The sequence below is a fragment of the Clostridium intestinale genome, from assembly GCF_035905475.1.
Taxonomy (GTDB): Bacteria; Bacillota; Clostridia; order Clostridiales; family Clostridiaceae; genus Clostridium_T; species Clostridium_T intestinale.
On record NZ_CP121166.1, the window covers coordinates 2,515,030 to 2,529,840 of the forward strand.

General features: G+C 31.0%; 12 protein-coding genes and 1 other RNA gene. All 13 read right to left on the reverse strand.

The genetic code is table 11. The annotated features are described in order from the left end of the window. Positions 1 to 173 precede the first annotated feature (173 nt). Entirely contained in the window at positions 174 to 914 is a 741-nt protein-coding gene (locus P8F83_RS13080) for an NADPH-dependent oxidoreductase (protein WP_326511503.1), read from the reverse strand. Beyond that, positions 911 to 1,075 (reverse strand): DUF1304 family protein, encoded by a 165-nt coding sequence (locus P8F83_RS13085; RefSeq protein WP_326511504.1) that lies wholly within the window; start codon positions 1,073 to 1,075, stop codon positions 911 to 913. Before P8F83_RS13085 ends, P8F83_RS13080 begins: the two co-directional genes overlap by 4 nt. Positions 1,076 to 1,525: 450 nt before the next feature. Beyond that, positions 1,526 to 2,677, reverse strand: coding sequence for a DUF262 domain-containing protein (locus P8F83_RS13090; protein ID WP_326511505.1), 1,152 nt, complete (start codon positions 2,675 to 2,677; stop codon positions 1,526 to 1,528). 3 nt (positions 2,678 to 2,680) lie between these two features. Next, positions 2,681 to 3,433 (reverse strand): FRG domain-containing protein, encoded by a 753-nt coding sequence (locus P8F83_RS13095; RefSeq protein ID WP_326511506.1) that lies wholly within the window; start codon positions 3,431 to 3,433, stop codon positions 2,681 to 2,683. Positions 3,434 to 3,915: 482 nt separating this feature from the next. Beyond that, a complete protein-coding gene (locus P8F83_RS13100) occupies positions 3,916 to 5,040 on the reverse strand; it encodes a Shedu anti-phage system protein SduA domain-containing protein (protein ID WP_326511507.1) in 1,125 nt (374 codons plus the stop codon). 308 nt (positions 5,041 to 5,348) lie between these two features. Next, entirely contained in the window at positions 5,349 to 5,933 is a 585-nt protein-coding gene (locus P8F83_RS13105; RefSeq protein WP_326511508.1) for a hypothetical protein, read from the reverse strand. A gap of 224 nt (positions 5,934 to 6,157) precedes the next feature. Then, positions 6,158 to 6,510, reverse strand: a transfer-messenger RNA (tmRNA) gene (gene ssrA, locus P8F83_RS13110). Positions 6,511 to 7,594: 1,084 nt separating this feature from the next. Further along, entirely contained in the window at positions 7,595 to 8,035 is a 441-nt protein-coding gene (locus P8F83_RS13115; protein ID WP_326511509.1) for a GtrA family protein, read from the reverse strand. After that, a complete protein-coding gene (locus tag P8F83_RS13120; protein ID WP_326511510.1) occupies positions 8,032 to 9,648 on the reverse strand; it encodes an N-acyl-D-amino-acid deacylase family protein in 1,617 nt (538 codons plus the stop codon). Before P8F83_RS13120 ends, P8F83_RS13115 begins: the two co-directional genes overlap by 4 nt. Before the next feature lie 128 nt (positions 9,649 to 9,776). Beyond that, positions 9,777 to 11,375 (reverse strand): xylulokinase, encoded by a 1,599-nt coding sequence (locus P8F83_RS13125; RefSeq protein WP_326511511.1) that lies wholly within the window; start codon positions 11,373 to 11,375, stop codon positions 9,777 to 9,779. Between the two features lie 122 nt (positions 11,376 to 11,497). After that, on the reverse strand, positions 11,498 to 12,148 hold the full coding sequence (locus P8F83_RS13130; protein ID WP_326511512.1) for a TetR/AcrR family transcriptional regulator: 651 nt from the start codon (positions 12,146 to 12,148) through the stop codon (positions 11,498 to 11,500). 5 nt (positions 12,149 to 12,153) lie between these two features. Next, the gene (locus tag P8F83_RS13135) at positions 12,154 to 13,287 is read right to left on the reverse strand and encodes a class II aldolase/adducin family protein (RefSeq protein ID WP_326511513.1); all 1,134 of its coding nucleotides are present in this window, start codon (positions 13,285 to 13,287) and stop codon (positions 12,154 to 12,156) included. Positions 13,288 to 13,318: 31 nt separating this feature from the next. Beyond that, complete coding sequence (locus P8F83_RS13140) at positions 13,319 to 14,797, reverse strand: aspartate aminotransferase family protein (protein WP_326511514.1); 1,479 nt, start codon at positions 14,795 to 14,797, stop codon at positions 13,319 to 13,321. Positions 14,798 to 14,811 lie beyond the last annotated feature (14 nt).

Sequence of the window (14,811 nt, forward strand, 5' to 3'; positions counted from 1 at the left end):
TTATTATATAGTATTTTAGCTTATAAAACATCCTTCCCTAATTATTTTCAATAATTATAGAGTAAAAGCTCACTTATTTATGTTGTAGTTCCCACTAAGATAATTTAAAATCTAAAAAATAAAAACCCTGAGCTAATCAAATTAGTCCAGGGTTTCATGTACAATAAAATCGATTATTTAGTTTTTAATCCTTGTTTATTAATAGCCTCTTTAACCTTAGGATAATAAACTGATTGATAAACTCTTGAAGTTACAGTACTCCAGTTTGTTTCTTGCTCAACTCTTCCAATTTCCTTTAGATATTTATCCATCTGTTCATCATAAACATTAATTGAGTCTTCAACAGCTTTTATATCATAACCTTCATCATGCCTAAAACTTTCAAAAGGAACTCTAGGTTTTTTATGTGATTCATCAGCTGGATATCCAACTACTAATCCCACCATTGGAAAAGTATATTTAGGTAATCCTAATAATTCTATAACTTCTTCTGGATTTTTTCTGATACCACCAATAGGTACTGTGCCAAGTCCAAGGGATTCGGCAGCAACAACAGAAGCTCCTAATGCTATTCCAACATCTACAGATCCTGCAAGAATACCTTCTACATCTTCATGAATTACCTGCTTCATGCCAGTTTTTTCACCTGCAAGATGAGTTCTGTAAAAATCCATCACAAATACTAAGAATACTGGAGCCTTTGCAACATATGGTTGATTACCAACAAGTTCTGCTAATTTTTCTCTCTTCTTTTTATCCCTTACAACTATAACAGATGTTTGTTGTCCATTAATTGAGTTAGGCATAGCCTGAGCACTTTTAAGAATTTCATCGATTAATTCATTTGGAACCTCTTTATCTAGATATTGTCTTATTGATCTATGATTTTTTATTTTATCTATTGTATTATTCATAATACACAACCTCCTAAATTATTATTAATATCAAGAAGTTTACTATCTATATTAAAAGTTTTTCTAGCAACTGATGATTTAATAAAAAATATCTCAAGTAGCATTATAAAAATATGTTCAACCGCCACAGCAAAAACTAAAGTATCTAAGATAATCTGCATAATAAACTCCTTTGAACATTCACAACCTTACTTCCTTATAATTCTATATCTTTCACATGAACATCTGACTAAAACTATAAGTAATAGCTGCTTATTTTAAATTATATTTTGCACAATTTAATTTTATTCTAATTGATTATCATTGTCAATATATTATTCTCTTACAAACTATAGATGGAGAGTATTATTTATTAAAAAGTGCATGCTCTCAACTTAAAAACAAATAAAGCCCTTGAAATCAGGGGCTTTGCATTTTATTACAATTTATTTAACTATTTGATGGGGGCGAAGCAGGGCATTTAAAATATACCTTAATTTTAACAACCTTGTTTATGCCTGGGGTTGCTTGAGGGACTCAAAGAATACCTCTTGCTATAAAGATATTTGTTATACATCAATAAAAGCAAATGATTCTATATCTATATAAAGTCACTTACTTATTTTTATAAATTATAACTTAATATGATTAATTAGTTCTTTTATCTTTTTAGAATTTGTACTTGATGCATTATAGTCTGAGTCCTCTAAAAATGAATTTAATAAATTTCCCTCCATTATTTTCAAAAATAAATCACGTTCTTCATCCAGCTCTAATATTCTACTTAAAGAGTCACTTTTAAATAACTTTTCTTTAAATACTCCAGCTAGAATCATAGCTATAGAAATTTGAAATTTATAATTTCTACTTGATATTCCATATATTTCTTTAGAGAAAGGAAATTTAATTTTTTCTTGTAATCTTATAATAAATTTATTAAACAGTTCAAATGTTTTTACAGTATTATGAAAATCTAATTTTGATAAATTTTCATCTTCTTTTTCTAACTCTTTCTTTGTTTTCATATATTCTTCCGCATAAACCAATGATTTATCATAAGTAATATTAATACCACTTTCTAAAATGCTCAATATAACAAAAATACCTTCCTGAACTTTCTTTTTTTGTATTCTATCTTTAGATGCATTATACGCATCGTATAGCTGAGTTGGTGACTTTTCTTTAAATAATTGATATGCAAAATCATTTATGTAAGCATTTATTTTTGAATTATATGCTGCATGCCTAATTTCTTGTGGTGATAATGGTTTTGTTCCTTTATTATATCTGCTAAAAATCTCCATTTCGAATTCCAATCCTGGAAAATCTGAAAACGTTATCGTTAATAACTTTGCATCTAAATAATCGCTTTTGGTATCTATATCTAAATTATTAAAACTATTTCCATTCATATTTTCTAATAAATCTAATCCATCCAATTTAAATGAATTATTATAAAACCTATGAAGTGCTCTTAATCTATGTTGTCCATCAACTACATTTTTAACTCTTACACCCTTATATTTATCCGTGGCTAAAAAAATTGGTGGTATAGGGATTCCTAACAGAACAGATTCTATAAGCTTAACCTCATCTTCTAATTTAAATCTATACTCTCTTTGGTAATCCGGAGCTATTATTATAGAACCACTATATTTCAAAATTTCTTCTTCAGTTAACTCCGACTTTATTTCTTGTAATTCATATCCTTTATCAATATTTTCTATTAAAACCTTAATAGAAGTATCTTCATTTTTAGGATTTATTCTATATTTTTTGTTCATATATTATTCCCCCATCAAATACTGTTTTATATTATCTCTCATAAGAATATCTTCCGCAACTGAATTTAATTCTGGATAAATTTGTGTCATTCCAATTCCCATAGAGTATAGTGAAACTAAAATGTCTTTTTTACTCGTACCTTTTATGACAACTTTTCTTAAAATACACTCATCTTTTATTAAATCATTTAAAGCTTCGGACTTATCCTGAAAATAAATAAATACACCATTTTGAGCATTTATTCTATCATTTAACTTTCTTCCTTGAACTACGATTGGTCCATTACAATCATCTAAACTTATGCTCTCCTTTTCTGACAGTGCTATTATTTGAGATCTGCAGCAGCTAGAATTATTTAATTTAAGCGGATCTATAAACCAAACAACCCCATCTATATCATCATTATTATTAAATGCACTTTGTACAGAAAACATTAATGAAATTATATGTGAACTTGTAAAATCTAATAATCTTGTTGGAATACCATAATGTTGTGCGTGAATCATCCACTCATAATCATTTTTAACATCCCATGGTTTGTCCATATAATTATGACTATTAATTTTGAACTCTTTTAAAAAATTTGCAATAGATTGTCTTGTATATTTCATATTTCCAGATTCATCTCTTCTCAAAGCTCCAGGCAATAGTTTATATTTTAAGTTAGATTGACCTCTAGATAATGTAAATTCCTGAGGTAATTTTTCAACATAATCCATAAATTCACTCAATTTACTTATGTAGATTTCTTCCATTAATTCTTTTCTCCTTTTATGTAATATAAGTTATTTAATTATATCATAATTTGTACTTTTCAGGGAAATTTTCACTATTATAAAACTTATTTACTTAAATATATTAATTATTAACACATAAAGCTTTAACTCTAAGAAATGGACGATATCCAGAGGAATTATTAGAAAAGAAATTAGATTTTTATAACAGGTTTATTAAGATAAAATGAAGAACCACCACAATATTGTGGTGGTTCTCTTATGGTGGAGGCGATACGTGACCTTTATCTATTATCTAAAAATCATCTATACAATGTATATGTAGAATTTATCAATCTTTTATCTACTTGTATATCAGTTGCTTTATACTAAAAAATATTGATTTTTTACAAACGCTACTATTTAAGTTTTAATACCATTATAATTATTGTTCTAACTTTTAATATCCACTATATCTAATATTATATTTCATTAATTTAATATTACTTAATTTATTTCTGCTTTCATTGAAGTAAATTTTTCAACAACCTCTCTGAATTTAATAATAAATCATTAAATGTTAGTATTTCTATACTATGACTATTCTCATTATACTTTTTTAACTTTGCTTTTTGTTCTTCTGACATAGAACTTCTTCGCCCCATAATCAACATTCCCTTAGGTGATTTTATTCCGGGTAATTTTGTTCGTGCGTATGATATATTAATCTCTATCCAATTAATAAAATCCAATACTTGTCCAAATGCATGTGTAAATTTACTAGTAAAGTCATTATTAACTGTAAATATATTATCTTTAGGTTTCTCTATTTCAACTAATATATACTCTTCATTTATCAAATGAATTACAAAATCAGTTATATAGTCATCACCTAATCTGCTTTTATCTATTATACTTTTAGCCAACGGATTTAAAAACACTGGATGTTCATTTAAAAATATTTGATATTCTTCTTCTCTTAAATCTTGTTGAATTAGCTCCTGAAACTCTTCTATCATACCTGAAGAAATATTTATACTGGTTTGTGAAATTAAATTATAAAAACTTTTTATTAATTCCTTCTGATTTTCCTGATTATACAACACATAATTACTTTCCATATAAAAAAAATTTGTTATCATAGTAAATTTATCGTAATCACTTTTAGCTTCATAGAAAAAGTCTAATAGATATTTTTTAGATGCCATAATAATTTCATCATGAATTTTTATATTCCTTTCAAAATCTTCAAAACCATCTACTGCTTTTCTTGGGAGCAATCCTTTACTTAAATGCAGCAAAGTATTAAATAAAACATTTGCCCATGTGACTCTAGATGTTACCATAATACAGTCCTTTATTACTTTTATTCCATCAACACCTTTATTAATCAATGCTAAACATGTTAAATATGGTATTTTCCTTTTATCATATTCATATTTGAATCTAATTTTTAATATATGTTCTAACTTAACTATTGATTCCCTATCTTCTGACTTCCCCAACAGGATAATATTAGAATATAGTTCATTTTCACTCACTTCTTCACTTTGCAAAATTTCTTCTTCAAATTTAATAATGTTAATCATCCTCTCTTTATCTAAAAAAATGTATAATAACCATCCAACTTTTTTTATTTTAATTATCATCTAATAATATACTAGCTGCTGTTTTCACTAAAGAAATTACTACAATTACTTTGTTATTAAAAATCTTATTGTCATATCATACTACGCATGTTTTACACCATAATTTTACCATATAAGTTTTATTTTCACTATTTGTAAATATAAAAATCCACGATATTTCTATCGTGGATTTTTGGTGGAGGCGAAGCATAACCTTTAAAATACAATACAATCTACTATAATATATCCTGTTGTTACTTCACCCATATTTTTTAAATTAATGTTTGCCTTTACAGTTAATAGATTTTCAATTTTACCAAATCAAAGAATTATTTAATTTTCTTTGTTTTTAATATGTTATCTTCATTTTCTACAACCACTATTTTGATATTAAGCTCACTTTGAAGGCTTGAAAAACTCTTTATCTGGTTGATATATTTACTATCACCAGAGCTTAATAACTTATCTATCATAGGTATAATATCGTCTTTTTCTTCGCTTGTGAATTTCTTTCCCTTTAAATTCAAATTATTTATATAAGTTAAGGTATGCCAAATTTGTTCATAAGATATTTTATTAATATCTATTAGAACCCAAGTAAAATCTTTTCTTCTTGTATTTGGAGGATATGCTTTTTTAAAAAATTCAATAAAATGACTTGTTTTATTTTCTTCTTTGTCTTTCACATATTTACCCAAGGTGCTTTTTAGATGATTTTTCAAATAAAGTATTGTATTAGCTTTTACTTTGTCCTTCATTTCATCAATACTGTTATAAATTTCATTATACAAGCTTTGCATATCTTCATCATTTAATGTATTCTTTGAAGCCTTCACAGCATCTATAGCTTCCAATAAGTTCTTTTTTGTGGTTACTTCATTCTTGTATATTTCTGATATTTTTTTCTTTACCATCATTCTCTCCCTATATGTGCTAAATGCACCAACAAGTTATTATATCATTAAAATAAAATTTTTTCACAAAAAACACCTCTATATACTGTTGTTTTACACTTGGATTTACCTTTGTGCAATTACATATTATATTGTAAAAAGTATTAGCCTTCTCATTTTTATTTTAAACAAATACAAAATATCCAAAAATAATAAGAACCCTAGACAATCTGTCCAGGGTTCAATGGTGGAGGCGAGGGGTATCGAACCCCTGTCCGAAAGCAGACCAGCTTGACTTTCTCCGAGCGCATTCTGTAATTTAGGATTCCCTCCACAAGACGTCTACAGACAGACTTCCTGTTTCAGTAGCTTCATAAATACCCCTCTAGCTCAAAGCTTTGCTAAACTTCGTTTCCCACTCAATGACACCAGTGATCCAAGGCGTGGGCACCCTGGGCTGATGAGCAACTATATTAAGCTGCTAATGCAAAATTGTCTTCTGCGTTTATCTTTATTGCATAGTTGATCTCGTGGGACCATGCTTCCCCCGGCTCGCTTATCAAACCCATCTTACCCCCGTCGAAGCCAAAACGCCCCCATGTTAGGTATTTTAAGTTTTTCAAACGCAAATTGCATTATTTAATTGTAGATTTTAATTTTACAACAGCTAAGTCATATTGTCAAGTTAGACACTAATAAGGAGCGGCTTGGCTCCTTATATTTATAATAATATAACATATAAATCCTCCGTTCAATAGCTTCCTATTACCAACTCATAATACTACTGGTTATGTTGAAGTTAACTACCAATTAAGCTTTAGACTTATATATATTTAACACCGTAAAAGAATTTCTTACTTTCTTCTGGAAATGCTCCAATTCCAATAATATCTCCACAATATATTATTTCATCACATTCTTTGATATTAGTCCCTTTAAAAGCATTTTTCGACTCATTTTACGCTATACTTATATACTATTAAAACTGTTCTTAAAAGGATACTAATTTAATAAAATTCCTTTTAATCTCAACATAATTCAATATAATTACTATATTATGATATAGCGTTATTACGATATTACGACATTGTGACATTACGACATTAAGACATTACGATATTAAGACATTACGACATTGCGACATTAAGACATTGTGACATTACGACATTACGACATTAAGACATTGCGATATTAAGACATTACGACATTAAGACATTACGACATTAAGACATTGCGACATTGCGATATTAAGACATTACGACATTGTGACATTAGGATATTAAGACATTACGATATTACGACATTGTGATATTAAGATATTGCGACATTAAGACATTAGGACATTACGCACCTCTGCCCTGTAGAAGCTTTTCTTTTCAAAAGCTTCATTAAATTCCTTTTAACTTCTGCCCTGTAGGAGATTCCGCAGGAATTCTCCATTAAATCCCTTCTAACCTCTGCCCTTTAGAGCTTCTTCCCAAGCTCCATTAAACTCCTCTTAAAACCTTAAAATTGAAATTTTTTCAATAACTTGTGACAGAAATCCCACTATTTAAATATTATATAGAGTACTAATTTTATTAAAAGGCTAAAAGAATTATACTGATGCCTAAGAAATGCTTCTACCGAGAACAGCAGTGCAAAATCCCCTTAATTAACCCTAGTAATTAAGAGGATCTATATTATAGTGAGCTTTTCTTTGCTAGATGGTTTGTGTCTATGGATTTTTTGAATACATAAAATCGGTCATATAGGAATTCTAATATGAAGTTTGCTCCCATGTTTAGGAGGGTTACTAGGTATTCATTCCAGTGTAGGGTGTCTGCTAGATAGTTTCCTAATAGGGTTGATGCTGGTATATAAACTAGATAAAAGGCAAGGATTTTTGTCATTGCTACTGCTATATTGTTTGCGGATTTAAAGGTATATCTACGATTTAATGTGAAGTTCCATATTACTGATAGTATTACTGCTATCACATAGCTTGGCCAGTAAGGCCAGTCTGTTAATTCATTAAAGATTGAAAAAGATATTATTTCTATAATTCCTGCTGATATTGAGAATATACCGAATTTAATTCCACGAATGATTTCTCTTTTTAGGTTATCATCTTTATTTTTCATTTTATCCTCCTTTCTCTTATACTTTTTACTGCATGACCAGAAGTTTTTAGGGCTTCTTCATCTAAGAGTCCATTTTCTAATACTAGTTTTCCATTTATAAATACTTTTTCTATTCCAAAGGCTTTCTTTTGATCTGGAAGGGTATTTTTTAGTTTCTCTTCATTAAAGATTGTAATGTCTCCAAAGTAACCTTCTTTGATGTATCCTCTGTCTTTTAGGGAAAATCTATCTGAGGTTTGTCCTGTCATCTTCCTTATGGTTTTCTCCATGTTATCTCCTGTTCCTAATAGTGAGGCTCTTAGAAATTTGGGAAAACAATCGTATATAGCTGGATTTTGAACTCCCTTATCTTCCACCCAAGCATCTGTCATGTATATACAGCTATCCTCCTTTGATAGTTCGCTTATTATTTCTTCTGTGCTATAGGGCTTCATATTTACTCTTCCTTTAAAATCACTTTTTTCACATAAATAAAGGTAGGTATCTAAATCTGATTTATTTAATTCTTTCCCAATTTCATGTACTGTTTTTCCTTCAAACTTTTCATATCCTTCTCCTATATATGCTATTTCTATATCCTTAAACCCAAATCCTAGTAATTTACTTGATGCCTTACATAAAATCCATAGTTTAAATTTATTGATTAGTTTTCTTCTTTCTTTTAAGTCCATGGCTTGATACCATGTTGGAAGAATTACTGTTATAACTGATACTCCCATTAATTCATGGTAGATATCAAACCCAACATCCACACCCTCTTCACCTAATTTATGAATTATTGAAAGAAATTCATCCTTATCTTTAAAGGATCTTCTTCCTACAAATATTGCATGGGAATACTGCAGCTTTAGGTTTGTGCCTTTTGATATTTCCACAAGTTCATCAACTGCTCTTAATAAATGGGAACGCCCAAAGAGTTCAGGGTATGCCATTGAAACTGCGGAGTTTGCTCTTGGATGAATTGTAAGAGGTTTATCATATTTTATACAAAGCTCTGAAACCTTTTTTAGTTCCTTTGTATCTGCGTATAAACCTGGTTCATACATTAAACCTAAAGATATTCCACAGGCTCCATCTTCTAAAGCTTTTTCTAAGATGTTTAACATTTTTTCTTCTTCCTCTTGAGTTAAAGATTTATTTTCTAATCCAATAAGTCCTGCTCTAACTGAACAATGCCCTATTAAGGCTGCAATATTACAAGGATTGTTTTTGTGTATTGCTTCAAAAAACTCTTCCATATCACCATATTCTTTTGTTGCGTCTTTATGGGAAAATAGCCCCCCACCAATGTTTTTAATATAAGGACTGTTTTCCTCAAAACCAGCCTGTGATAGCCCACAGTTTCCTGTTACAAATGTGGTTATCCCTTGATTTATAAACTGCTTAAAGTAAGGTAGAGGTTCTTTTTTTATTGCATACCAATCATTGTGGGAGTGGGCATCTATAAATCCAGAGGATAGAGATAAACCTTCTAAATCATAAGTTTTATCCACGCTCTCTAATATATCTTTAGCTACTTTAACTATTTTCTCATCCTCAATTAATACACTTCCTATGTAAGGTTTATTTCCTGTTCCATCATAAATCTTCCCATTTTTTAAGAGTATTTTCACATGGCATCATCCTTTCTATTAATTTTTTCACCTACAAAACGCAAAATGGAGTCATCTATTTTAAGATGACTCCATTGTCTTCTAATTTATATTTCATTTTGTAGGTGATTGTATCATATAAATTACTTTTAAATACTATTTCTAATATACTTAAAATTATCTTTATTGGTTTTGTATAATCTTTTAAATACTTCAAAGTTTCTATCATAGATCTTTTTTGCTTCTTTATTAGGTTCTAATACTTTTACTGCTGGTATATAGTTTTTTATGGCTTTTAAATCTTCGATAACCCCAAGTCCTACCCCAACTAAGGCTGCTGCTCCAACTGCTCCTACATTTTGAGGATTTTTTACTATATCTATCTTATGCCCTGTAATATCTGCTAATATCTGAGCTGTGGTTTCTGATAAGGCTCCCCCTCCAACAAATCTAATTGTTTTTGAGGTTTTTATTTTCTCCTCCTGTCCCTCAAGCATCCACCTTAGGTGAAAACATATCCCTTCTAATACAGCACGTATAAGTTCTGTTTTTCCTGTTTCTAAGGTTATATTAAAAAACATTCCCGAGGCATTGGGATCTTCAAAGGGACATCTATTTCCATGTAGCCAAGGTGTAAAAATTACTCCACCTGCTCCTGGTCCTATCTCATTTATGGTTTTGATTAGATACTCATATAGACTTTTATAAATAGCCTCGTCACTTTCTATTATCTGCTTTTTCTCAAGATATATATCAATCTCATCTAAGGCTAGATGGTCTTTCACCCATTCAAGGCATTTCCCTGCTGTCTCCATTTCTGCAAAGTAGTTATAATATCTTGTTTGTGCTCCTACTATTGAGGCTATCATTCTTTTTATATCAACCTTTTGCTTGTCCACAACTGTTGAAACCCATCCAGAGGTTCCAGAATATATGTGAGTATCTCCAAGTTCAACACAACCTGCTCCAAGTCCTATTAATGAAGCATCTCCGCCTCCTCCAAATACAGGGGTTCCTTCTATTAAACCTAATTCTTCAGCAGGCTTTTTCTTAAGCCCTCCTACCATATCGGTAGACTTTATTATATTCGGCAGATGATTCATATCTACCCCATTCATCTTGCATAAAGCTTGACTCCAGCCTTCTTTGTCTTTTCTTGTGTCATATAAAAGAGTTGAGAAAGCTGAATCCTCAGTCATTATGAATTCTCCTGTACACTTATTTATGAGATATTCTTTTACATCTAACCACTTGTACACTTTTTTAAATTTCTCTGGTTCGTTATTCTGAACCCATTTGTATTTCCATACAGGATCTTTTACACTTGTTGAAGCAGCTCTTGAAATCATTAAACTTCTTACCAGTTTAAAGACATTTGCACCTGATACTTGAATACCATTTCCCATACACTCTTTTATTTCTTTTTCTGCCCTTTGATCCATGTAACTCATAGGTCTTCTTACAGGTTCTCCATCCTTATCTACAAGCACCAGCCCTTGCATTTGGGAGCAGAAGGAGATTCCTGATATTTCAGAAGGTTCTATTGAGGTTTTTTCAAATATCTTTTTGGTGGTTAAGCACATAGCCTCCCACCATTCTTCTTGGTTTTGCTCAGCACCGCCGTTTTCCATCATATAAAGATTATATCCTTTGTGGGCATGAGCTATTAATTCTATGTTTTTCTCAATACTAAAAAGGCAAGTTTTTACACCAGTTGTCCCAATATCATAAGCAATTACATATATCATACCATCACCTACTTTTCGTGCAATTGCACCCCAATTTATTTAATTTTCACTTTCACTTTCACTTGTGGAAGATTTTAACCTCTTCTATTGTTATTTGTGGAGGATTTATAAATATTCTATTATTATTTGTGTATAACTTCTGATTGATTGAAAGTAAATGCAGATTCTAGGAATTTAAGAAGCTGAGATATCATCTCTTCATCTCTATTTTCCACATCTTCACCACAGAAAATCTTCATTCTTTCCTTGTAGTAATCACAGCTATAGGAAAACTGCATCATGGTTAGTAAATTATCAAAGAAAAAGGCAAACATTCGAGGATTTATATCACTTCTTATATCTCCATCTCTCATGGCTTTTTCTATTAATTCACTATAGGCTTTTGAAGTTACTGTTTCTATTTCCTTGGCAAGGACCTCTGCAAACTTTTTACTTCCACCTGAGGTTATCTCGTTATACATATTTATATAGTTGCTGTGTTTTCTTGAATAAGCCTGTACTGCACGTATCATTTTTTCAGCCCTAACCAAAATCTTATCTTCACTATCAACTACTTCTTTAAGGACTGATTCTAAAACATTAAGACTTTTTCTAAGGCAAGCTAGGAAGAAGGTTTCTTTATCTCCATAATACTTATATAATACTCCCACACTTATTCCTGCATTTTTTGCAATAACATTAACGTTGGCTCTGTCTAAACCTTTTTCAGCAAACTCTGCTATTCCTGTTTCTAGAATTTCTTCTATTTTTTCTTCTGTCAATTTTCTTAGCATTTCTTTTATACCTCTTTATCTTTCTGTTTTGAATATTTTTTTACATATATAATGCGTTGAATATTAGCATCTAGGGAGCCTAAAGGAGATGGATTTAACTTGGTTCCATAAATATCTGCTATACACCCTTTGTTTAACACCATATCCACAGCTTCTGCTTCACTTTCTGTTATTCCTGTGCATAAAGCCCCTATTCCTTCTATTAAAATCGCATTTTTATTTTTTAATTCTTTAGCTATATTCTTTATATTATCTTCTGAATCTTTTAAACACTTTATATTTACACCAGCAATTTGAGCTAAGTCATCAAGATAGGGCTTAAGCACATGGCCCTCTCTGCAGACTTTTAATATAGCTTCTTCTTTTCCATGAATAATATTATTCACCTTGCTATGTTTATATATAGCTTCATGTAGTTTTACTACCTTAGGAGCTTCCTCTTTTACCTCTCCTACTATATATTCCTCAGTTTTCCCCTCATAATTTAGAACGAATTTTACCCCTTTACGATAACTTTTTCCATAATCCTTAAGTAGACTTATGGTTTCCTCTTTCTCAGAAAATATCTTATTAAACTTATCTTCTGAAAGTTTTTCAAGAGTTTCTGCAATATTAAATCCATCTTCTAAGTCTTTTCCATAACATACTGTTCCATGATATTTCATTAAAACAGCGTTGCTGCTTTTGTTTTCACTTATGACTTTTTCAACAGCTTTTCTAAGTTTTTTTGTGGAAGGCATTCCATAACTTGCACAAGGCACTTTTTCTCCAAGTACTTTTTTAAATTCTTCATCATAAACTTCTATACTTTTTCCATCTATACTAATAGCTGATGCCATTACTTGATGGGTATGAATAATGAAGTTTACATCTTTCCTTAACCTATAACCATCTGCATGAATTCCCTTTTCACTTGAAGGTTTAATATTTCCTTCATAAGAACAGTCTTCTATGTTTACAACTACTATCTCATCTGGGGTTAGGTTTTCGTAAGCTAAACCACTTGGTGTTATAACAAATTGTGTATCAGATATTCTTGCACTAATATTTCCCCAAGTTCTTGCAATAAGTCCACTCTGAACTAAGATCTTACCAGCCTTTATAACTAAGTCTTTACCCTCTTTTATAGAATATGCCATAATACCCTCCTTTCAAGGCTAAATCCCCTTTTTAAATCTGTCCACACTTAGAGAATACTCTATCAAATCTTACTAACAAATCATCAACCATTTCTTCTGTGTAAGCGGCACTTGTATAAAGTCTTGAACCTGCTAGGGTAACTATTCCTTCAGCCATATATGCTGCTCCCATGTGCTCCATTTCTTTTTGACGTATACCAGTTTCTTTTAATACATTTGGAATCTTCCATGGTTTCATTAGATTAACACTAAAGTGCATGGTTCCTGCATTGTCTAAGTGGCAGATTGATCCTTGATTAAATGCAACAAATGGTAGGTTATATTTCTTTATTGATTTTTGAAGTCCTGCTGTAAGTCTATCTCCCATACGTCCTGCTTTTTCACAGGCATTTGTACTTTCTATTTCTGAAAGAGCAACATATCCTGCTACACAAGAAATTGGGGTTGCTGCCATGGTTCCACCACACATAGCCTTAGATACTTTTTTACCAGAAGAATCAAGTCCTGCTCCTAGGTAGGCCATACAATCCTTGTGTCCACCTACTCCTCCAGCTCCTGGATATCCTCCTGCTATGATTTTTCCAAACACAGTTAAGTCAGGATCTACACCAAAATACCCTTGTGCTCCGCTGTTACCTATTCTAAATCCTGTTACAACCTCATCAAATATCAAAAGTGCTCCATATTTATGGGCTAATTCCTCTGTTCCTTTAATAAATTCTTTAGATACAGGTCTTGTCCCACTTTCTGGTCCCATTGGTTCTATGTATATTGCCGCTGTTCCGCCATAGAACTTATTTTTCCAAAGCTTTCTTTCTAAATCATTTAAATCATTAGGGAAAAATTCATCGGTATGCTTAAATACAAAACCAGGTACCCCTTTTGACATCATTCCCTTTGTTCCTGGAACTCTTATTCCATAGGCAAGCTGATCTGACCATCCATGATAAGCTCCGCCCATTTTTAAGATGTTTTTCTTCCCTGTTTTAAGTCTAGCAATACGAGCTGCAACCATACAAGCTTCTGTTCCTGAACCTAACATACGGAACATATCCACTGATGGCACCATGTCAGATATTTTTTTTGCAAGCTTGTATTCATATTCATGGAAAAGTCCTGTTGATGGTCCACAGGTATTTAAAAGTTCAATTACCTGATCTCTAACCTTAGGAGGATTGCTTCCAAGTATAGTTGGTCCACCTGCTTGTAAAAGGTCATAATACCAGTTTCCATCTACATCATATAATTTTGCCCCTTCTGCCTTTGTTATAACAATTGGAAATGGATAGTTAAATGCTAAATTATGCTGAACTCCCCCTGGAATAATATTTTTTGCCTCATCAATCATTTCTTTTGACTTAGTACATTTTTTATTAAAGTATTCTTCTATATATTCATCTAAATACTCTTTTTTTATTGAATGCACTGGCTTTTTTATAAGTTCATCCAGCTCTTTTGTAACTTTTTCTGCATCAAGATATTTATCAATTGCGAATCCCTTATATCCCATTATAAACTCCCCCT

Bases quoted from the DNA above. Each gene is read 5' to 3' on its own strand.
- P8F83_RS13080 (WP_326511503.1), bottom strand. From the start codon at position 914: ATGAATAATACAATAGATAAAATAAAAAATCATAGATCAATAAGACAA.
- P8F83_RS13085 (WP_326511504.1), bottom strand. From the start codon at position 1,075: ATGCAGATTATCTTAGATACTTTAGTTTTTGCTGTGGCGGTTGAACAT.
- P8F83_RS13090 (WP_326511505.1), bottom strand. From the start codon at position 2,677: ATGAACAAAAAATATAGAATAAATCCTAAAAATGAAGATACTTCTATT.
- P8F83_RS13095 (WP_326511506.1), bottom strand. From the start codon at position 3,433: ATGGAAGAAATCTACATAAGTAAATTGAGTGAATTTATGGATTATGTT.
- P8F83_RS13100 (WP_326511507.1), bottom strand. From the start codon at position 5,040: ATGATAATTAAAATAAAAAAAGTTGGATGGTTATTATACATTTTTTTA.
- P8F83_RS13105 (WP_326511508.1), bottom strand. From the start codon at position 5,933: ATGGTAAAGAAAAAAATATCAGAAATATACAAGAATGAAGTAACCACA.
- P8F83_RS13115 (WP_326511509.1), bottom strand. From the start codon at position 8,035: ATGAAAAATAAAGATGATAACCTAAAAAGAGAAATCATTCGTGGAATT.
- P8F83_RS13125 (WP_326511511.1), bottom strand. From the start codon at position 11,375: ATGATATATGTAATTGCTTATGATATTGGGACAACTGGTGTAAAAACT.
- P8F83_RS13130 (WP_326511512.1), bottom strand. From the start codon at position 12,148: ATGCTAAGAAAATTGACAGAAGAAAAAATAGAAGAAATTCTAGAAACA.
- P8F83_RS13135 (WP_326511513.1), bottom strand. From the start codon at position 13,287: ATGGCATATTCTATAAAAGAGGGTAAAGACTTAGTTATAAAGGCTGGT.
- P8F83_RS13140 (WP_326511514.1), bottom strand. From the start codon at position 14,797: ATGGGATATAAGGGATTCGCAATTGATAAATATCTTGATGCAGAAAAA.